Origin of the sequence: Geodermatophilus bullaregiensis (assembly GCF_016907675.1) — a bacterium.
GTDB classification, from domain to species: domain Bacteria; phylum Actinomycetota; class Actinomycetes; order Mycobacteriales; family Geodermatophilaceae; genus Geodermatophilus; species Geodermatophilus bullaregiensis.
This window is the reverse complement of the sequence record NZ_JAFBCJ010000001.1, coordinates 430,890-451,724: the sequence shown is the minus strand read 5'-3', so window position 1 is coordinate 451,724 and position 20,835 is coordinate 430,890. Positions and strand designations below refer to the sequence as shown.

The 20,835-nt window shown below is 72.5% G+C and carries 14 protein-coding genes and 3 rRNA genes; 16 read left to right on the top strand and 1 reads right to left on the bottom strand.

Features of this window, described 5'->3' with window-relative positions; genetic code table 11:
- The first annotated feature begins 1 nt into the window (after position 1).
- The 14 genes from argC (at position 2) to JOD57_RS01945 (ending at position 17,684) form a co-directional block, all read left to right on the top strand.
- Complete coding sequence (gene argC / locus JOD57_RS02010) at positions 2–1,042, top strand: N-acetyl-gamma-glutamyl-phosphate reductase (RefSeq protein ID WP_307824375.1); 1,041 nt, start codon at positions 2–4, stop codon at positions 1,040–1,042.
- On the top strand, positions 1,039–2,190 hold the full coding sequence (gene argJ / locus JOD57_RS02005; protein WP_204690377.1) for a bifunctional glutamate N-acetyltransferase/amino-acid acetyltransferase ArgJ: 1,152 nt from the start codon (positions 1,039–1,041) through the stop codon (positions 2,188–2,190). The genes argC and argJ overlap by 4 nt, the downstream gene beginning before the upstream one ends.
- Positions 2,187–3,206: an acetylglutamate kinase gene (gene argB, locus JOD57_RS02000; protein WP_204690376.1), complete on the top strand. Its 1,020-nt coding sequence runs from the start codon at positions 2,187–2,189 to the stop codon at positions 3,204–3,206. Before argJ ends, argB begins: the two co-directional genes overlap by 4 nt.
- Entirely contained in the window at positions 3,203–4,384 is a 1,182-nt protein-coding gene (locus JOD57_RS01995; protein WP_204690375.1) for an acetylornithine transaminase, read from the top strand. The genes argB and JOD57_RS01995 overlap by 4 nt, the downstream gene beginning before the upstream one ends.
- On the top strand, positions 4,381–5,328 hold the full coding sequence (argF, locus tag JOD57_RS01990) for an ornithine carbamoyltransferase (protein ID WP_204690374.1): 948 nt from the start codon (positions 4,381–4,383) through the stop codon (positions 5,326–5,328). Before JOD57_RS01995 ends, argF begins: the two co-directional genes overlap by 4 nt.
- A complete protein-coding gene (locus tag JOD57_RS01985; protein ID WP_204690373.1) occupies positions 5,325–5,870 on the top strand; it encodes an arginine repressor in 546 nt (181 codons plus the stop codon). Before argF ends, JOD57_RS01985 begins: the two co-directional genes overlap by 4 nt.
- Positions 5,867–7,336, top strand: a complete 1,470-nt coding sequence (gene argH, locus JOD57_RS01980; RefSeq protein ID WP_204690372.1) for an argininosuccinate lyase — start codon at positions 5,867–5,869, stop codon at positions 7,334–7,336. The genes JOD57_RS01985 and argH overlap by 4 nt, the downstream gene beginning before the upstream one ends.
- Positions 7,300–7,983, top strand: a complete 684-nt coding sequence (locus tag JOD57_RS01975) for a DNA-3-methyladenine glycosylase (RefSeq protein WP_307824934.1) — start codon at positions 7,300–7,302, stop codon at positions 7,981–7,983. The genes argH and JOD57_RS01975 overlap by 37 nt, the downstream gene beginning before the upstream one ends.
- Positions 7,976–9,265, top strand: a complete 1,290-nt coding sequence (tyrS, locus tag JOD57_RS01970) for a tyrosine--tRNA ligase (protein ID WP_204690371.1) — start codon at positions 7,976–7,978, stop codon at positions 9,263–9,265. Before JOD57_RS01975 ends, tyrS begins: the two co-directional genes overlap by 8 nt.
- Before the next feature lie 376 nt (positions 9,266–9,641).
- Positions 9,642–11,166, top strand: a 16S ribosomal RNA gene (locus JOD57_RS01965).
- 554 nt (positions 11,167–11,720) lie between these two features.
- Positions 11,721–14,878: ribosomal RNA gene (locus tag JOD57_RS01960) — 23S ribosomal RNA — on the top strand.
- 148 nt (positions 14,879–15,026) lie between these two features.
- Positions 15,027–15,143: ribosomal RNA gene (rrf, locus tag JOD57_RS01955) — 5S ribosomal RNA — on the top strand.
- Together the 16S, 23S and 5S rRNA genes form the textbook arrangement of a ribosomal RNA operon.
- 1,200 nt (positions 15,144–16,343) lie before the next feature.
- Entirely contained in the window at positions 16,344–17,225 is an 882-nt protein-coding gene (locus tag JOD57_RS01950; protein WP_204690370.1) for a hypothetical protein, read from the top strand.
- A 99-nt stretch (positions 17,226–17,324) separates the two neighbouring features.
- Positions 17,325–17,684: a single-stranded DNA-binding protein gene (locus tag JOD57_RS01945; RefSeq protein WP_204690369.1), complete on the top strand. Its 360-nt coding sequence runs from the start codon at positions 17,325–17,327 to the stop codon at positions 17,682–17,684.
- 36 nt (positions 17,685–17,720) lie between these two features.
- Here the strand turns inward: JOD57_RS01945 and JOD57_RS01940 are convergent, their stop codons facing one another.
- Positions 17,721–19,052 (bottom strand): DUF1015 domain-containing protein, encoded by a 1,332-nt coding sequence (locus JOD57_RS01940; RefSeq protein ID WP_204690368.1) that lies wholly within the window; start codon positions 19,050–19,052, stop codon positions 17,721–17,723.
- 111 nt (positions 19,053–19,163) lie between these two features.
- Here JOD57_RS01940 and JOD57_RS01935 point away from each other — a divergent pair, with 111 nt between their 5' ends.
- On the top strand, positions 19,164–19,595 hold the full coding sequence (locus JOD57_RS01935; protein ID WP_204690367.1) for a tetratricopeptide repeat protein: 432 nt from the start codon (positions 19,164–19,166) through the stop codon (positions 19,593–19,595).
- A 23-nt stretch (positions 19,596–19,618) separates the two neighbouring features.
- Positions 19,619–20,713, top strand: a complete 1,095-nt coding sequence (locus tag JOD57_RS01930; RefSeq protein WP_204690366.1) for an HAD-IIA family hydrolase — start codon at positions 19,619–19,621, stop codon at positions 20,711–20,713.
- The last annotated feature ends 122 nt before the right edge of the window (positions 20,714–20,835 follow it).

The following is a 20,835-nucleotide window of genomic DNA, read 5'->3' as shown; positions in this document are numbered from 1 at the left end:
CGTGAGTACAGGGCAGACGTGGACGGTCGGGGTCACCGGCGCCACCGGGTACGCCGGGGGAGAGGTGTGCCGGCTGCTGGCCGGGCACCCGAGCCTCCGGCTGGCCGGGGTGCACGCCAACGCGAGCGCCGGCCGACGCCTGGGCGAGCTGCAGCCGCACCTGCTGCCCTACGCCGACCTCGAGGTGCGGCCCAGCGGTGCGGAGGACCTCGCCGGCTACGACGTCGTCGTCCTCGCCCTCCCGCACGGGGAGTCGGCCGCGATCGCCGCGCAGCTGCCCGACGACACCCTGGTCGTCGACTGCGGCGCCGACCACCGGCTCGACGACCCCGAGGCGTGGGCGCGGTGGTACGGCTCCGAGCACGCCGGCAGCTGGCCCTACGGCCTGCCCGAGCTGCCCGGCCAGCGGGAGCGGCTCGCCGGCGCCCGGCGGATCGCCGTCCCCGGCTGCTACCCGACCTCGGTGACCCTGGCGATGGCCCCGGCGCTGGCCACGGGCCTGGTCGAGCCCGAGGTCGTCGTGGTCGCCGCCAGTGGCACGTCGGGCGCCGGCAAGTCGGCCAAGCCGCACCTGCTCGGCAGCGAGGTGATGGGCTCGGTCAGCGCGTACGGCGTCGGCGGGGTGCACCGGCACACGCCGGAGATGGTGCAGAACCTCTCGCAGGCGGCCGGTGAGCCGGTCGGCGTCAGCTTCACGCCGACGCTGGTGCCGATGAGCCGGGGCATCCTCGCCACCTGCTCGGCGAAGGTGTCCCCGGGGACCGACGAGGCCGCCGTCCGCACCGCCTACGAGAAGGCCTACGCCGACGAGCCGTTCGTCCACCTGCTGCCCGAGGGGCAGTGGCCGACGACCGCGCAGGTGCTCGGCGCCAACACCGTCGCGCTGCAGGTCGCCGTCGACCCCGACGCCGGCCGGCTCGTCGTCATCGCCGCGGTCGACAACCTGACCAAGGGCACCGGGGGAGCGGCGGTCCAGTGCGCCAACCTCGCCCTCGGCCTGCCCGAGACCACCGGTCTGCCGCTCGTGGGGGTGGCCCCGTGAGCGTGACCTCCCCGAAGGGCTTCTCCGCGGCCGGCGTCGCGGCCGGGCTGAAGTCCAGCGGCGCCCCCGACGTCGCCGTCGTCCTCAACCACGGTCCCGACGACGCCGCGGCCGCCGTCTTCACCACCAACCGCTTCCCGGCCGCGCCGGTGCTGTGGAGCCGGCAGGTGCTCGCCGGTGAGCGGGCGCGGGCGGTCGTGCTCAACTCCGGCGGCGCCAACGCCTGCACCGGACCCGAGGGCTTCCAGGACACCCACGCCACCGCCGAGCACGCGGCGGCCGAGCTGGGCCTCGGCGCGATCGACGTCGCCGTCGCCTCCACCGGGCTGATCGGCGTCCGGCTGCCCATGGACAAGCTCACCGCCGGCGTCACCGCCGCGGTGGAGGCGCTCGGCGAGGACGGTGGACCCGACGCCGCCCGCGCGATCATGACCACCGACAGCGTGCCCAAGACCACCGTGCAGGCCCGGGACGGCTGGACCGTCGGCGGCATGGCCAAGGGCGCCGGCATGCTCGCGCCCAGCCTGGCCACCATGCTCGTCGTCCTCACCACCGACGCGGTGGTCGACGCCGGCACCCTGCGGGAGGCCCTCACGGCGGCCACCGCGGTCAGCTTCGAGCGGGTCGACTCCGACGGCTGCCTGTCCACCAACGACACGGTGGTCGTCCTGTCGTCGGGCGCCAGCGGCGTCACCCCGCCGGCCGAGGAGGTCACCGAGGCGCTGACCGCGGCCTGCACCGACCTGGCCATGCAGCTGCTGGCCGACGCCGAGGGCTCGACGAAGGACATCGCGATCACGGTGCGCAACGCCGCCAGCGTCGCGGACGCGCTCACCGCCGGCCGCGCCTGCGCCCGCAACAACCTGCTCAAGACGGCGCTGTTCGGCAACGACCCCAACTGGGGCCGGGTGCTCGCCGCCATCGGCACCACCGACGCCGCGTTCGAGCCGGGGCAGGTCGACGTCACGATCAACGGCGTGACCGTCTGCCGGGGCGGCGCGATCGGCGACCCCCGCGAGGGCGTCGACCTCACCGGCCGGGCGATCACCATCGACGTCGACCTCCGCGCAGGCGGCGAGCAGGCCACGATCTGGACCAACGACCTGTCCGTCGCCTACGTGCACGAGAACTCGGCGTACTCGACGTGAGCAGCGACGCCGGCACCCACCAGGACCCCACCCCGCCCGACGTCCGGGTCGCCGAGCCGGCACCGCCGACGCCCGCGAAGCGCCGGATCGGGACCAGCCGGGTCATGCGCACCCACGACCCCGAGGGCGACGCCCGCCGGATCGCCGTCCTCACCGGCGCGCTGCCGTGGCTCAAGGAGTTCCACGGCAACGTCGTGGTGATCAAGTACGGCGGCCACGCCATGGTCGACGACGAGTGCCGCCGTGCCTTCGCCGAGGACATGGTGTTCCTGCGGACCTGCGGGATCCTGCCCGTCGTCGTGCACGGCGGCGGGCCGCAGATCACCGGCATGCTCGACCGGCTCGGCATCGAGAGCGAGTTCCGCGGCGGCCTGCGGGTCACCACCGAGGAGACCATCGAGGTCGTCCGCATGGTGCTCACCGGCCAGGTCACCCCGGAGGTGGTCGGGCTGGTCAACCAGCACGGCCCGCTGGCGGTCGGCCTGTCCGGGGAGGACGGCGGCCTGTTCACCGCGGAGCGGACGACGGCGGTGGTCGGCGGGGAGCCGGTCGACGTCGGCCTGGTCGGGGACGTCGTCGCCGTCGACCCGACGCCGGTCACCGCGCTGCTGGAGCGGGGCAAGATCCCGGTGATCGCCACGGTCGCGCCCGACCGGGACGGCGTGGTGCACAACGTCAACGCCGACACCGCGGCCGCCGCGGTCGCCGTGGCGCTCGGCGCGGTGAAGCTCGTCGTCCTCACCGACGTCGAGGGCCTCTACGCCGACTGGCCGGACCGCGACTCGCTGGTGCAGCAGATCGACGCCGCCGAGCTCGCCGAGATCCTCCCCACGCTGGACGCGGGGATGGTCCCGAAGATGGCCGCCTGCCTGCGGGCGGTTGAGGGCGGGGTGAAGCGGGCGACCGTCGTCGACGGCCGGACCCCGCACGCCCTGCTGCTGGAGATGTTCACCACCGAGGGCACCGGGACGATGGTCGTCCCCGCCCACACCCTCACCCGGGAGGAGCCGGCATGACCCGCACGGAGGAGCTGGCCACCCGCTGGTCGGCGGTGATGATGGGCAACTACCGGACGCCGCCGGTCGCGCTGGCCCGCGGCGAGGGCGCGACCGTCTGGGACGTCGACGGCCGCGGGTACACCGACCTGCTCGGCGGCATCGCGACGACGATCCTCGGCCACGCCCACCCGCGGGTCGTCGAGGCGATCACCCGCCAGGCGCAGACCCTCGGCCACGTGTCCAACCTGGCGGTGCACGAGCCGGGTGTCCTGCTCGCCGAGCGGCTGGTGGAGCTGGCCGGCCGCCCCGGGCGCGTCTTCTTCTGCAACTCCGGCGCCGAGGCCAACGAGGCCGCCTTCAAGATCAGCCGGCTCACCGGCCGGCCCGAGGTGGTCACCGCCGAGGGCGCGTTCCACGGCCGCACCATGGGCGCGCTGGCGCTCACCGGCCAGCCGAGCAAGGCCGCGGCCTTCGCCCCGCTGCCCGGCGGCGTGCGGTACGTGCCCTACGGCGACGCCGGCGCGCTGGCCGGCGTCGTCGGCGAGCAGACGGCGATGGTGCTGCTCGAGCCGATGCTGGGAGAGGGCGGCGTGCTGCCCGCCCCGCCCGGCTACCTCGCCGCCGCGGCGCGCACGGCCGCCGGCGCCGGCGCCCTGTTCGCCGTCGACGAGGTGCAGACCGGCACCGGCCGCACCGGCCACTGGTTCGCGCACCAGGCCGACGGCCTGCAGCCCGACGTCATCACCGTGGCGAAGGCGATCGGCGGCGGGCTGCCGCTCGGCGCCACGCTCGCCTTCGGCGACGCCGCGGAGCTCATGACCGCCGGCTCGCACGGGTCCACCTTCGGCGGCAACCCGATCGCCGCGGCCGCCGCGCTGGCCGTCCTCGACACCATCCGGGACGAGGGGCTGCTCGAGCGGGCCAAGGAGCTCGAGCACCGGTTCACCGCCGGCATCGAGGGCCTCGGCCACGCGGCCGTGTCCGGCGTCCGGGGGAGGGGCGCGCTGCTCGGCGTCGTCCTCACCGCGCCGGTCGCCGCCGCGCTGGAGACGCACCTGCGCGGGGCCGGGTTCCTCGCCAACGCCGTCGCCCCCGACGTGCTGCGGCTGGCGCCGTCCCTGGTGCTCACCGACGCCCAGGTCGACGCCTTCGTCGCCGCGCTCCCGGCCGCCCTCGACGTGGCGGCGCAGCAGTGACCCGTCACCTCCTCCGGGACGACGACCTCTCACCCGCCGAGCAGGCCGAGGTCCTCGCCCTGGCCGCCGAGCTCAAGCGCACCCGGCACACCGACGCTGCGCCCGTCCCGCTGCGCGCGGCCAACGGGGTGCCGCGGGCGGTGGCGGTGGTCTTCGACAAGCCCTCGACCCGCACCCGGGTGAGCTTCTCCGTCGGTGTCGCCGAGCTCGGCGGCTACCCGCTGGTGGTCGACGCCGGCACCAGCCAGCTCGGCCGCGGCGAGCCGGTGGAGGACACCACCCGGGTGCTGGACCGGCAGGTCGCCGCGATCGTCTGGCGCACCTTCAACCAGGACCGCATCGAGGCGATGGCCGCCGTCAGCCGGGTCCCCGTGGTCAACGCGCTCACCGACGACTTCCACCCCTGCCAGATCCTCGCCGACCTGCAGACGGTCACCGAGCGCAGGGGGACGCTCGCCGGGCTGACGATGAGCTACCTCGGCGACGGCGCCAACAACATGGCGCACTCCTACCTGCTCGGCGGCGCCACCGCGGGCATGCACGTCCGCATCGGCTCGCCGGAGTCCTTCCAGCCCTCGGCGGAGGTGCTGAAGCGGGCCGGGGAGATCGCCGCCGAGACCGGCGGCTCGGTGCGCTGGACCCCCGACGCCGCGGCCGCCGCCGACGGTGCCGACGTCCTGGTCACCGACACCTGGGTCTCGATGGGGCAGGAGGACGAGTACGACGCCCGCGTCGCGCCGTTCCTGCCCTACGCCCTCGACGAGGCCGCCCTCGCCCGGGCCGCCGACGACGCCGTCGTCCTGCACTGCCTGCCGGCCTACCGCGGCAAGGAGATCGCCGCCGAGGTGATCGACGGGCCGCAGAGCGCGGTGTGGGACGAGGCGGAGAACCGGCTGCACGCCCAGAAGGCGGCGCTCATCTGGCTCCTGGAGCGATCCGCGTGACCTCGGCGCTCACCCGCTCGGCCCGCCAGGCGCGGGTGCGCGAGCTCATCGAGGCCCAGCCGGTCACCTCGCAGACCCAGCTGGCCGCACTGCTGGCCGAGTCGGGCATCGAGGTCACCCAGGCCACGCTCTCGCGCGACCTGGAGGAGCTCGGCGCGGTGAAGCTGCGCGGCTCCGACGGCGCCCCGGCGTCCTACGTGCTGCCGCCGGAGAACGCCCCGCTGCGCCCGGCGGTCTCGGCCACCGCCGCCCCGGCCCGGCTCACCCGGCTGCTGGCCGACCTGCTCACCAGCGCCGAGGGCAGCGCCAACCTCGCCGTCCTGCGCACCCCGCCCGGCGCCGCGCAGTTCCTCGCCTCCGCCCTGGACAAGGTCGGCCTCCCCGACGTCCTGGGCACCATCGCCGGGGACGACACTCTGCTGGCCGTCTCCCGCGAGCCGGGCGGTGGGCCGGCCCTGGCCGAGCGCCTGCTGGCGATGGCCCGGCGCACGCCGGCCGTGTACCCGGAACTGAAGGACGACCTGGAGGACAGCGCACCGTGAGCCCGGCCGACCCCGCCGCCGCACCCGGCACCCCCGCGGGGCCGTCGCAGACCCGGCTGTGGGGCGGCCGGTTCGGCGGCGGCCCGTCGCCGGCGATGGCGGCCCTGTCCAAGTCGACCGACGTCGACTGGCGGCTGGCGCCCTACGACCTGGCCGGCTCCCGGGCCCACGCCCGGGTGCTGCACCGGGCCGGCCTGCTCGCCGACGACGAGCTCGAGCAGGTGCTGGGCGCGCTCACCGAGCTCTCGGCCGAGGTCGCCGCCGGGACCTTCACGCCCGTCGAGGCCGACGAGGACGTGCACGAGGCGCTCGAGCGCGGCCTGCTCGGCAAGCTCGGCGCCCTGGGCGGCAAGCTGCGCGCCGGCCGCAGCCGCAACGACCAGGTCGCCACCGACCTGCGGCTGTACCTGCGGCACAACGTGCGCGCGCTGGTCGGCGAGCTGTCCTCGCTGGAGTACGCGCTGCTGGGCCTGGCCGAGCGGTACGCCGACGTCCCGGCGCCGGGCATGACCCACCTGCAGCACGCCCAGCCGGTGCTCATCGCCCACCAGCTGCTCGCCCACGCCCACTCCCTCGCCCGCGACGTCGACCGGCTGCAGGACTGGGACCGCCGCGCCGCCGTCAGCCCGCTCGGCTCCGGCGCGCTGGCCGGCTCCTCGCTGCCGCTGGACCCCGACGCCGTCGCCGCCGAGCTCGGCTTCGACCGCGCCGCCGACAACTCGATCGACGCGGTCAGCGACCGCGACTTCGCCGCGGAGTTCTGCTTCTGCGCCGCGATGGTCGGCGTCCACCTCTCCCGGCTGGGGGAGGAGGTGGTGCTCTGGACGTCGACCGAGTTCGGCTGGGCCCGCCTCGACGACGCCTGGGCCACGGGGTCGTCGATCATGCCGCAGAAGAAGAACCCGGACATCGCCGAGCTGGCGCGGGGCAAGTCCGGCCGCTTCGTCGGCAACCTCACCGGCCTGCTGACGATGCTCAAGGGGCTGCCGCTGGCCTACGACCGCGACCTGCAGGAGGACAAGGAGCCGGTCTTCGACTCCCTCGAGCAGCTGCTGCTCCTGCTCCCCGCCGTCACCGGCATGGTCGCCACGCTGACCCTGCGCCCCGAGGTGCTCGAGGCCGCGGCACCGCAGGGCTTCGCCCTGGCCACCGACGTCGCCGAGTGGCTGGTGAGGAACGGCGTCCCGTTCCGGTCGGCGCACGAGATCTCCGGCGCGATGGTGTCCGTCTGCGAGGAGGCCGGCCTGGAGCTCGAGGAGCTCGACGACGACCAGCTCGCCGGCATCGACGAGCGGCTCACCCCGGAGGTGCGCTCGGTGCTGTCGGTCCGCGGCGCGCTGGCCGCGCGCAGCACCCGCGGGGGGACGGCGCCCGAGCGGGTCGCCGGCCAGCTCGCCGCGCTGAGGGACGTCGTCGCCGCGCACGGCCGCTGGTCGGGCGACTCACCCGTGGCGGCCGCGCTCTGAACCTCCCTGCCCGCCTCGTCACCGCGGACGAGCTGCTCGGCCCGGTCGACGTCGTCGCGCCGGCGCTGCTCGGCTGCTGGGTGGTGGCCGACCGGCCGGAGGGGACCGTCGCCGTCCGGCTGACCGAGGTGGAGGCCTACTCGGGGGAGGGGACGGACCCCGCGGCGCACTCGCACCGCGGCCCCACCCCGCGCGCGGCGATCATGTTCGGCCCGCCCGGGCGGCTCTACGTCTACTTCAGCTACGGCGTGCACTGGTGCGCCAACGTCGTCGTCGGCCGGGAGGGCGTGGGGTCGGCGGTGCTGCTGCGCGCCGGGGAGGTCGTGGTGGGGGAGGAGCTGGCCCGCACCCGCCGCCCCTCGGCCCGGGTGGACCGCGACCTCGCCCGCGGCCCGGCGCGGCTGACCCAGGCCCTGGGGATCGGACCGGACGACAAGGGCGCCGACCTGCTCGACGCGACGTCGCCGGTCCGGCTGCACGCGGGGGACCCGGCGGCGCCGCTCGAGTCCGGGCCGCGGGTGGGGATCAGCGTGGCCACCGAGCTGCCGTGGCGGTACTGGGAGTCGGGGGCGCCGTCGGTGAGCCCCTTCCGCCCGGGGGGACGTCCACGGGCGCGGGCGCCCAGGCAGGATCGACCCCGTGACTGACGTGATCGACGAGCTGCACCGGCGAGGGCTGATCGCCCAGACCACCGACGAGGAGGCGCTGCGCGCGCACCTCGCCGCCGAGCCGGTCACCTACTACTGCGGCTTCGACCCGACCGCGCCCAGCCTGCACGTCGGTCACCTGGTGCAGTTCATGGTGCTGCGGGCCCTGCAGCGGGCCGGGCACCGGCCGATCGTGCTGGTCGGCGGCGCCACCGGCCTGATCGGCGACCCGCGCCCGTCGGCCGAGCGGCAGCTCAACGACCGCGCCACCGTCGCCGGCTGGGTGGAGAGCATCCGCCGCCAGGTGGCCCCCTTCCTCGACCTGCCCGCCGAGCGCGACGGCCTCCCGGCGCCGGTCTACGTCGACAACCTCACCTGGACCGCGCCGCTGTCGGCCATCGACCTCCTGCGCGACCTCGGCAAGCACTTCCGGGTCGGCCGGATGCTGGCCAAGGAGGCGGTGTCCGCGCGGCTGAACTCCGAGGCCGGGATCAGCTACACCGAGTTCAGCTACCAGATCCTGCAGGCCAACGACTTCCGCGAGCTGTTCCGGCGGCACGGCTGCACGCTGCAGAGCGGCGGCTCGGACCAGTGGGGCAACCTCACCGCCGGCATCGACCTGGTCCGCCGCACCGAGGGCGCGACCGTGCACGCGCTGTCCACGCAGCTGGTCACCAAGGCCGACGGGACCAAGTTCGGCAAGAGCGAGGGCGGGTCGGTCTGGCTCGACCCGGCGCTCACCTCGCCCTACGCCTTCTTCCAGTTCTGGCTCAACGCCGACGACGCCGACGCCCGCACCTGGCTGCGGCTGTTCTCCGAGCGCCCGGCCGAGGAGGTCGAGGCGCTGGTGGCCGAGAGCGTCGAGCGGCCGGCGGCCCGGGCGGCGCAGCGGGCGCTGGCCGAGGAGCTCACCGTCCTCGTCCACGGAGCCGGGGAGCTGCGCCAGGCCGAGGCGGCCGGACGCGCGCTCTTCGGGCGCGAGGACCTGGCCGCCCTGGGCCAGGAGACCCTCGGTGCGGCGCTGCGGGAGGCCGGCAGCGTCACCCTGGACGGCGCGACGCCCACCGTCGCGCAGCTGCTGCAGCGCACCGGGCTGGCCTCGAGCCTGTCCGACGCCCGCCGGACGGTGAAGGAGGGCGGCGCGTACCTGAACAACGAGCGGGTGACCGACGCCGACGCCGTCCCTGGGGAGGACGCCTGGCTGCCGGGGGGCTGGCTGGTCCTGCGCCGCGGGAAGCGCGCCGTGGCGGGGGTCCAGCGGCTCCTGCGCGACGCCGGCTGAGGCACCGCCGAGCACGTCAACGCGAGGGAACGCGCCGGTTCCGGATCCGTGTCCGGCGTCACCGCCGGGCCGGTTTGACACGGGTCCGGAGCCCACGTAACTTCTTCTCTGCGCGCCGCACGGCCCGGGAGGGCCGACGGGGAGGACCCAGCAGGGAACACCCGGTGCGGGCGCAGGGTTGGACAACAAGCCACCGAGGAAGCCCGTGAGGGTGGAGTTGGTGTGCGTCCGTTCCTTGAGAACTCAACAGCGTGCCGAAAGTCAGTGCCAAGTAACAATCCTCGTGCCGGGGTCCTTCGGGGTTCTGGTGGGGGTTTCTTTGAGGTTGTGTGTCCGAGATCTGTCAGGTCTCGGTTCTCGGCCTGGTGTCAAATCATCTACGGAGAGTTTGATCCTGGCTCAGGACGAACGCTGGCGGCGTGCTTAACACATGCAAGTCGAACGCTGATCCATCTTCGGGTGGTGATGAGTGGCGAACGGGTGAGTAACACGTGGGCAACCTGCCCCCGGCTCTGGGATAACTCCAAGAAATTGGGGCTAATACCGGATGTCCTCTGCTGGCCGCATGGTCTGGTGGTGGAAAGGGTTTCCGGCTGGGGATGGGCCCGCGGCCTATCAGCTTGTTGGTGGGGTAGTGGCCTACCAAGGCGACGACGGGTAGCCGGCCTGAGAGGGTGACCGGCCACACTGGGACTGAGACACGGCCCAGACTCCTACGGGAGGCAGCAGTGGGGAATATTGCGCAATGGGCGGAAGCCTGACGCAGCGACGCCGCGTGGGGGATGACGGCCTTCGGGTTGTAAACCTCTTTCAGCAGGGACGAAGCCGGAAGGTGACGGTACCTGCAGAAGAAGCACCGGCCAACTACGTGCCAGCAGCCGCGGTAATACGTAGGGTGCAAGCGTTGTCCGGAATTATTGGGCGTAAAGAGCTCGTAGGCGGTTCGTCGCGTCGGCTGTGAAAACCTGAGGCTCAACCTCAGGCCTGCAGTCGATACGGGCGGACTGGAGTTCGGCAGGGGAGACTGGAATTCCTGGTGTAGCGGTGAAATGCGCAGATATCAGGAGGAACACCGGTGGCGAAGGCGGGTCTCTGGGCCGATACTGACGCTGAGGAGCGAAAGCGTGGGGAGCGAACAGGATTAGATACCCTGGTAGTCCACGCCGTAAACGTTGGGCGCTAGGTGTGGGGGCCATTCCACGGTCTCCGTGCCGCAGCTAACGCATTAAGCGCCCCGCCTGGGGAGTACGGCCGCAAGGCTAAAACTCAAAGGAATTGACGGGGGCCCGCACAAGCGGCGGAGCATGTTGCTTAATTCGATGCAACGCGAAGAACCTTACCTAGGCTTGACATGCACGGAAATCTCGTAGAGATACGGGGTGCCTTTGGCGTCGTGCACAGGTGGTGCATGGTTGTCGTCAGCTCGTGTCGTGAGATGTTGGGTTAAGTCCCGCAACGAGCGCAACCCTCGTTCCATGTTGCCAGCACGTGATGGTGGGGACTCATGGGAGACTGCCGGGGTCAACTCGGAGGAAGGTGGGGATGACGTCAAATCATCATGCCCCTTATGTCTAGGGCTGCAAACATGCTACAATGGCCGGTACAAAGGGCTGCGATACCGCGAGGTGGAGCGAATCCCAAAAAGCCGGTCTCAGTTCGGATTGGGGTCTGCAACTCGACCCCATGAAGTTGGAGTCGCTAGTAATCGCAGATCAGCAACGCTGCGGTGAATACGTTCCCGGGCCTTGTACACACCGCCCGTCACGTCACGAAAGTCGGTAACGCCCGAAGCCGGTGGCCCAACCCCTCGTGGGAGGGAGCCGTCGAAGGCGGGATCGGCGATTGGGACGAAGTCGTAACAAGGTAGCCGTACCGGAAGGTGCGGCTGGATCACCTCCTTTCTAAGGAGCATCTCGCTCATCGGTTGTGCCGGTGGGTGCAGAGCCGCGCCCGGCCCGCGACGGGTCCTCGACTGTGGGGAACCGCGGGTGGTTGGGGTGGTGCTCGAGGGTGGAACGCTGACCAGTTCGGCCGGCAGCCGGTGGCTGCTCCTAGTACGGCGTCGTGCCCCCTGGCGGGGGGACGGGGTGAGGAACGGGGTGGGTGCGGGTGGGTCGGTCGTAGGCACGCTGTTGGGTCCTGAGGGAACGGGCCCCCGTGGTCGTGTCCGGTGTGTGCCGGGTGCGGGCGGGGGGTGGTTGTCTCTGGTCCGGGGCCTTCCTGGTCTCACATCGCTCGTCTCGTTGGTCCGCCGGTGGGCGGGTCGGTGGGGTGGGGTCTGGTGGGGTCGTGCGGAAGGTGACTGGTTGGTCGTTGAGAACTGCACAGTGGACGCGAGCATCTTTTGACCCGCGCGGGGGTTCCGGTTCGTCCGGAGTGTCCGTGCGGGGTCGAGTTTCTTGTAGGTGTCCCGCTCCGGTTGCCCCTCGTGGGTGGTTGGAGTGGGTTTTTGTGTGGCCAAGATGTTGAGGGCACACGGTGGATGCCTGGGCACCAGGAGCCGATGAAGGACGTGGGAGGCTGCGATATGCCTCGGGGAGCTGCCAACCGAGCGTTGATCCGAGGGTGTCCGAATGGGGGAACCCCGCACCAGTCATGTGGTGTGACCCGCGCCTGAACACATAGGGCGTGTGGAGGGAACGTGGGGAAGTGAAACATCTCAGTACCCACAGGAAGAGAAAACAACCGTGATTCCGTGAGTAGTGGCGAGCGAAAGCGGATGAGGCTAAACCGATCGCATGTGATAGCCGGCAGGCGTTGTGTGGTCGGGGTCGTGGGACGATTCTGTCGGGGCTGCCGCCCGGGCGGGGAGTGAGAAAGCGTCAGTGTTAGGGGAAGGCCTCTGGAAGGGGTCGCCGCAGAGGGTGAGAGCCCCGTACCCGAAAACGCTGCGTCTCCCGAGTCGTATCCCAAGTAGCACCGAGCCCGTGGAATTCGGTGTGAATCTGGCGGGACCACCCGCTAAGCCTGAATACTCCCTGGTGACCGATAGCGGACGAGTACCGTGAGGGAAAGGTGAAAAGTACCCCGGGAGGGGAGTGAAATAGTACCTGAAACCGTGTGCCTACAAGCCGTGAGAGCCGTGAAGCGCGCACCTTGGGGTGTGCGGCGGTGATTGCGTGCCTTTTGAAGAATGAGCCTGCGAGTTAGTGGTACGTGGCGAGGTTAACCCGTGGGGGGTAGCCGTAGCGAAAGCGAGTCCGAACAGGGCGGTGGCACTTCGGTGTCGACAGTCGCGTGTCCTAGACCCGAAGCCGAGTGATCTACCCATGGCCAGGTTGAAGCGCGGGTAAGACCGCGTGGAGGACCGAACCCACCAGGGTTGAAAACCTGGGGGATGAGCTGTGGGTAGGGGTGAAAGGCCAATCAAACTCGGTGATAGCTGGTTCTCCCCGAAATGCATTTAGGTGCAGCGTCGCGTGTTTCTTGCCGGAGGTAGAGCACTGGATGGCCGATGGGCCCCACAAGGTTACTGACGTCAACCAAACTCCGAATGCCGGTAAGTGAGAGCGCGGCAGTGAGACTGCGGGCGATAAGGTTCGTAGTCGAGAGGGAAACAGCCCAGATCATCGGCTAAGGCCCCTAAGCGTGTGCTAAGTGGAAAAGGATGTGGGATCGCAGAGACAACCAGGAGGTTGGCTTAGAAGCAGCCATCCTTGAAAGAGTGCGTAATAGCTCACTGGTCAAGTGGTTCCGCGCCGACAATGTAGCGGGGCTCAAGCACACCGCCGAAGCCGTGGCACTCCGCCGTGCACCCGTCTTCTGTCTTCGGACCGGAGGCCAGGTGGTGGGGTGGGTAGGGGAGCGTCGTGTGGCGGGTGAAGCGGCGGAGGAATCCAGCCGTGGACGCCATGCGAGTGAGAATGCAGGCATGAGTAGCGAGAGGGGAGTGAGAACCTCCCCCGCCGGAAGACCAAGGGTTCCTGGGCCAGGCTAATCCGCCCAGGGTGAGTCGGGACCTAAGGCGAGGCCGACAGGCGTAGTCGATGGACAACGGGTTGATATTCCCGTACCCGCGAAGGAACGCCCATGCTCAGGCCAGCGATGCTGACCCACCGAAACCGCTCCACGCCTTCGGGTGTGGGGTGGGAGTAGCTGGGGACCCGGACTGGTAGTAGGCAAGCGATGGGGTGACGCAGGAAGGTAGTCGGGCCGGTGAGTGGTAGTACCGGTGCAAGGGTGTGGCCCGTGGCGTAGGTAAATCCGCGCCGCACGCAGGGTGAGGCCTGACGCATAGCCGAATGAGGCGAATCCGATGATCCTATGCTGCCGAGAAAAGCCTCTAGCGAGTTCCGAGCGGCCCGTACCCCAAACCAACTCAGGTGGTCAGGTAGAGAATACCGAGGCGATCGAGCGAACTGTGGTTAAGGAACTCGGCAAAATGCCCCCGTAACTTCGGGAGAAGGGGGGCCGGTGGGTGTGAACACTCTTGCAGTGGGCAGCACCGGCCGGCCGCAGAGACCAGTGAGAAGCGACTGTTTACTAAAAACACAGGTCCGTGCGAAGTCGTAAGACGATGTATACGGACTGACGCCTGCCCGGTGCTGGAACGTTAAGGGGACGGGTTAGTGCGCCCTTCGGGTGTGCGAAGCTCAGAACTCAAGCGCCAGTAAACGGCGGTGGTAACTATAACCATCCTAAGGTAGCGAAATTCCTTGTCGGGTAAGTTCCGACCTGCACGAATGACGTAACGACTTCTCAGCTGTCTCAACCACAGGCTCGGCGAAATTGCACTACGAGTAAAGATGCTCGTTACGCGCGGCAGGACGGAAAGACCCCGGGACCTTCACTACAGCTTGATATTGGTGTTCGGTTCGGCTTGTGTAGGATAGGTGGGAGACCGTGAAGCGGGCACGCCAGTGTTCGTGGAGTCGCCGTTGAAATACCACTCTGGTCGAATTGGATGTCTAACCTCGGTCCGTGATCCGGATCAGGAACAGTGTCAGGTGGGTAGTTTAACTGGGGCGGTTGCCTCCCAAAATGTAACGGAGGCGCCCAAAGGTTCCCTCAGCCTGGTTGGCAATCAGGTGTCGAGTGCAAGTGCACAAGGGAGCTTGACTGTGAGACCGACGGGTCGAGCAGGAGCGAAAGCTGGGACTAGTGACCCGGCACCGGCAGGTGGAAGCGGTGTCGCTCAACGGATAAAAGGTACCCCGGGGATAACAGGCTGATCTTCCCCAAGAGTCCATATCGACGGGATGGTTTGGCACCTCGATGTCGGCTCGTCGCATCCTGGGGCTGGAGTAGGTCCCAAGGGTTGGGCTGTTCGCCCATTAAAGCGGTACGCGAGCTGGGTTTAGAACGTCGTGAGACAGTTCGGTCCCTATCCGCCGTGCGCGTAAGAGACTTGAGAAGAGCTGTCCCTAGTACGAGAGGACCGGGACGGACGAACCTCTGGTGTGCCAGTTGTACCGCCAGGTGCACTGCTGGTTGGCTACGTTCGGCAGGGATAACCGCTGAAAGCATCTAAGCGGGAAGCTCGCTTCGAGATGAGGTCTCTCACCCAGTCAATGGGGTAAGGCCCCCGCCCAGACCAGCGGGTTGATAGGCCGGAAGTGGAAGCACCGCGAGGTGTGGAGCTGACCGGTACTAACAGGCCGAGGGCTTGACCACACACACCACTCCTGTCAAGCAGACTCATGGGCCGGACAGGCTCATCGAGGGTGTCTCGCGTCCACTGTGCGGTTCTGAACGCACCCAACCACCCCCCCCCGCCTTCCCGGTGGCGGCCCGGGGGCGGACGGTTGGTCGTTCGTCGTGTTACGGCGGTCATGGCGAGAGGGAAACGCCCGGTCCCTTTCCGAACCCGGAAGCTAAGCCTCTCAGCGCCGATGGTACTGCCCTGGAGACGGGGTGGGAGAGTAGGACACCGCCGGACAACCATTCCCGGGAACGGGGGTCGGAGCCCTAGGGCTCCGACCCCCGTTTTCGCGTGTTCAGAGCCCGACACCCGACGCTGGCCGACGAGTGCAGCCCCACCGAGCGAGGTACTGACCACGACATGACGACCCCCCGACGCGGCTCCGCCGGACGCGGCCGCCCCGACGGCCCGAACGACCGTGCCCAGAGCCGATCCGGTCGAAACGACCGTCAGGGACCCCGGGCCACCGGTCGTCCCGGTGGAACGGGCCGCCGCGACGCTGCCGGCGGGCAGGGACGGCCAGGCAGTGGCGGGAGCGTCGACAGGTCCACCGGCCGTGACGACCGTGGCGGCGATCCCGCCCGAGCCCGCGGCGCAGGTGCCGACCGGACCGGGCGCCCGGGTCCGAGCGGTCGTTCCGGTGGGGCCCCGGGTGGGCGCAGCGAGCGCCCCGCGTACGGAGCGCGATCCGGTGGCGTGGGGCGGGACCGTCGTCCCGGCGGCCAGGGTGGGCGCACCGAACGCCCGGCGTTCGGCGAGCGGTCCGCGGGCGACTGGCGGGACCGCCGGCCCGGTGGCGGTCAGGCCCGTTCCACCGAGCGTCCCGCGTACGGGGAGAGGGGTGGCGGGGACCGCCGTCCCGGCGGGGACCACCCAGGCGGCGACTGGCGCGAACGCCGGCCCACCGGCCAGCGAGGAGCCGGGGACCGGCAGTACCGCGGGGCCGCCGGGGGACGGCCTGACGGTGAGCGGACCGACCGGCGGCCGTCCGGCGGGTCGGGTGGTGGCTGGCGCGACCGGCGGCCCGGCGGCGAGCGCCCGTCGGGCGACTGGCGCGACCGACGACCGTCGGGGGATCGAGGTACGGAGTCGCGCGACCGGCGACCGGGCGCCGACCGTCCCGCCGCGGGGCGGTCCACCGTCTCTCGGGACGAGAGGGCGCCGCGCGGCGAGGGGACGTGGCAGGACCGGCGACCGCGGCCTCAGGACGCCCCGCAGGGTGCTGCCCGGGGCGAGTGGCGCGACCGTCGTCCGCAGGGGGACCGTCCGGCCCGCAGCGGAGGGCAGCGTCCCGACGGTCGGGACCGGCGGCCCGAGGGAGGCGGCGCCCGTCCGCAGCGCAGCGGCGGTGGGCGCCCGGACCACGCCGGCGGCGGGGACTGGCGGGAACGCCGTCCCACGGCTGACCGGGGAGCGCGGACCGACCCGACGCCGCCGGTGGCGCCCAGACCCGACCTGCCCGACTGGGCCGACCCGCGGGAGCTCGACCCGTCCGTGCGCTCGGCACTGCGCGGCCTGGACGCCCGGAACGCCGAGCGGGTGGCCCGCCACCTCGTCGCCGCGGGCGCCCTGGTCGACGAGGACCCCGAGCAGGCGCTGGCCCACGCCCGCGCGGCCCGGGACCGTGCCTCCCGGATCGCCGTCGTGCGCGAGGCGGTCGGCGTCGCGGCCTACCACGCCGGCGACTACGCCGAGGCTTCCCGGGAACTGCGCGCGTACCGCCGGATGAGCGGTGATGCCGGTTACCGGGCGGTCCTGGCCGACTGCGAGCGGGCACTGGGCCGTCCCGAGGTGGCGCTTCGCCTGGTGCGGGAGGCCCTCGCCGAGGCACCCGACGCCGGGGAGACGGTCGAGCTGCAGCTGGTCGAGGCCGGGGCCCGGCAGGACCTCGGTGAGGTCCCCGCGGCGCGCCTGCTGCTCGAGGGCGCGCTGGGCGGTCGGCCGACCCCGACCGGCGTGGACCTCACCGACGAGAGCGCGCGACGCCTCGCGGCGGCCTACGCCGACCTGCTGACCGCCACCGACGACCCGGTGGCCGGGACGTGGCGCGACGCGGTCGCCGCTGCCTCACCCGAGGACGACGAGGACGTCGCGTTCGGCGAGGAGGACCTCCCGGTCCCCGCTGCGGACACCACGGACACCACGGACGCCGAGGGGTCCTCGCGCGCAACCGGCGAGACGCCCGTCGCCTCCCGGACCGGGGTCGGACCGACCGACGACGTCGCCGAGGCCGGCGACCCGGACATCGACGCCGACGTCGAGCGGGAGGTCGCCGAGCTGCTCGGCGAGGTCGAGCCGGACGACACCTCCGGGCACTGACCGCTGACGGGAGCGGCCGCGCCGTCCACACCGGTGGTCCGGGTCCACAACCGGGTCCGACGGGCTCCGGACGGCGCGGCGCCCGGTCAGGCTGCCGTCATGAGCGTGGCAGTGATCGACCGGAACGACGTGGTGCTCCGCGGGCGGGTGTCGGCCCCGGCGGAGCACAGGACCCTGCCCAGCGGGGACGAGCTGGTGACCTTCCGGCTGGTGGTGCGCCGGCCCGAGCCCCGGGCGCGCGGTTCGTCGGTGGACGTGCTGACGTGCGTCACCTACGACCGGGCGCTGCAGCGGCGCGTCGCGGCCTGGGAGGCCGGCGACGTGGTCGAGGTGGAGGGTGCGCTGCAGCGCCGGTTCTGGCGCACCCCGAACGGGACGGCCTCGGTGTGCGAGGTCAACTGCCGGCGTGGCCGCAAGGTGCCGAGGAGCTCGGCGGGCGGCTCCGCCCGGACCGCGTGAACGGCGGCCCGGCCCATGGCTGAGGACGGCCGGTCGTCAGCCGGCGTGCGGGCGCAGCACCAGGCCGGTGCGCGGCTTGGGCACGAACAGCGTCGACTTGCGCGGCATGCGGGCACCGGCCCGGGCCACCGCGGCGACGTCGGCGGGGGACGGCGGTCGCAGCAGCAGGGCGACGCCCGAGCGCTCGCCCGCGAGACGGAGCGCCTCGGACACGTCGTGGGCGACCAGCAGGGACGCCGGGTCGTCCGGCCGTCCCCAGAGCCCGGTGACCAGTCCGGTGGTGGCCAGGACGACGTCCAGCCGGCGCCAGGCGGCGGGCGCCTCGGCGGGGACCGTGGCGCGCACGCCGGGCGAGGGGTCGCTCAGCCGCAGCAGCCGCCGGCCGTCGGTGAGCAGGTAGGCCCCCTCGCCGGAGGCGTCCAGCAGGGCGTCGACGGCCGCGGCGGGGGCACCCGGCCCGCCGGGCGGGGACAGCTCCGTGATCGTGAACCCCCGTGCGGCCGCCGCCGCGGCCTCCCCGAGCGACAGGTCCGGCACCACCCGGTGGATCGCCTCGACCCGCAACCCCCCGGTGCCCATGGGGGTGAGCAGCGCCAGCACGCGGCAGTCGCCGTCGGGGTGGGTCCGGTGCAGCGCCTGGGCAGCGGCGAAGCGGTGGTGGCCGTCGGCGATGACCGCGCCCGTGCGTCCGAGTGCGCCGGTCAGCCGCCGCAGCACGCCGCCGTCGGTCACCCGCCACAGCCGGTGGCGGACACCGTCGGGATCGGCGACCTCCATCGCGGGCACGCCACCCAGGGCCTCGCGGGTCAGCTCGGCGACCTCCGCCTCCGGGTCGTGCGCCAGGACGATCGGCTCCAGGTCGGTGGCCGTGGCCGCCAGCAGCGCCCGCCGGCCCTCGACGGCCGCCGGGAAGGTGTCCTCGTGCGGCAGCACCGCCCGCCCGCCGCCGGCGACCGAGACCGCGCCCAGCCAGCCGACCGTGACCGGCCCCCCGGCCGGCTGCATCTCGTACAGCCAGAACGCGGACAGCTCGTCGCGGACGAGGACTCCGCCGTCCACCCACTCGCGCAGGGTGCGTGCCGCGTGGACGGCCTGTCCGTCGCCGTTCCGCACCAGGGTGCCGTCGCCGTCGGGTGCCCCGGCGGTGCCGGCACCGGACGTGCCGCCCGGCAGGATGAGGCGGACGATGTTGTGCGGGTCGGCGGCGGCCAGGCGGTCACGACCGTCCGGGGTCACCAGGTCGTAGGCTGGCGAGCTCACCCGGGCCAGGTGCCCGGGGTCGCAGTGCGTGTAGGTCAGGGCGCGGAAGGGCCGGACGTCCAGTCCCGTCGCTGCGGGGGGCGGGGGTCCCGCCGACGTCGCGTGCACGACGGGATCGTAGGAGCCGTCCGTCGCGGTCTGCCGCCCCGACCGGCCCGGGCGCCCGGGCCGCCCGGCGTGCCGGCCGCGCACGGCGGTCGGAGGAGCGGGAGGACAGCGGTGTCGACAGCAGGGACCCCGCCGGGAGGCACCACGGACGAGGGTGCTCCCGGGGGCGGGGTGTACGAGTGGTACCGGCGGGGCCTGGACCTGCTGGCCAGTGGTGACCCGGCGGCCGCGGCGACCCTGCTCGCACGCGCGGCGGAGGCCGAGCCGGGCTCCCGCAGCGTGCTCGAGGCCCTGGCCCGCGCCCAGTACGACACCGGGCGCTACCGCGAGGCCATCGACAGCTTCACCGAGCTGACCGCGGTCAACCCCACCGACGACTACGCCCAGTTCGGCCTCGGCATGGCCGCCAGCCGCGCCGGGCAGCTGGACCTGGCGGCCGAGCACCTGGCGCTGGCGGTGGCGATGCGTCCCGACCTCGGGCACTACGCGCGCGCCCTCCGCGGGGTCCGGGCCCGGCGCGCCGCCGGACCGGGGCCGGCGTGAGCCCCGGCCCGGTCTCCGGGGCCGTGAGCGGGGCGCACCGTCCACGCCTCGCGGCCGGCTGCGACCGTCCGCCCACCGAGGTCCACGACGTCGCGCTGCTCGACCTCGACGGCGTCGTCTACGTCGGTCCCGACGCGGTGCCGGGCGTCCCGGAGGCGCTGGCGGCGGCCCGGGGGGCGGGCATGCGCCTGGGCTTCGTCACCAACAACGCCGCCCGCCCGCCGGAGGAGGTCGCGCACCACCTCACCGACCTCGGCGTCCCCGCCCGGCCCGACGAGGTCATCACCAGCTCCCAGGCGGCGGCGTCGGTGGTGGCCGGGATGCTCGGTGAGGGTGCGCGCGTGCTGCCGGTGGGTGGCCCGGGCGTGGCCACGGCACTGCGCGCGGCGGGACTGACCGTCGTCGCCCGCGCCGAGGACGCGCCAGCCGCGGTCGTGCAGGGCTACGGCCGGGAGGTGGGCTGGGCGCAGCTGGCCGAGGCCGTCGTCGCCGTCCGCAACGGCGCCCGGCACGTGGCCACCAACGCCGACGCCACGATCCCCTCGCCCCGCGGGCCGCTGCCGGGCAACGGCGCGATGGTCGGCGTGGTCCGGGACGTCACCGGCCGCCCGCCGCTGATCACCGGGAAGCCGGACCCGGCGATGCACGCCGAGTGCGTCCGGCGGACCGGCGCCGAGCGGCCGGTGGTCGTCGGTGACCGGCTGGACACCGACATCGAGGGCAGTCACCGTGCGGGGGCGGCGAGCCTGCTGGTGCTCAGCGGTGTCTGCGACCCGGCCACGCTGCTCGCCGCCGGCCCCCTGCACCGGCCCGACCTGCTCGCGGCGGACGCGGCCGGGCTGCTCGTGCCGCACCCGCCGGTCGTCCCCGACGGCGCGGGCTGGCGGTGCGGCCGCTGGCTGGCGACCGCCGACGGCACCGGCCCACTGGAGCTGAGCGTGGTCGGCGACGGCGTGTCCGGAGGCGGTGCGCCAGGGGACGGCGACGGGCTCGACGGGCTGCGCGCCCTGTGCCTGGCGTCCTGGACGCGGGCGCCCGGGGGTGCGCCGGCGCAGGTGCGGGCCCGTGACGAGGAGGCCCGGACCGCGCTCGCCGGCTGGGGGCTGGCCGAGCCGTGACGCCCGGCGGCGCGGCGAGCGCAGCCGCAGCACGTCGCGCAGCCCGGCCTGCCCGCGCACGCGGCCCCAGGGCCAGCAGCCCTCCTCGGGGTCGGCCAGGCGGCCGGGAGGCAGGTGGGACG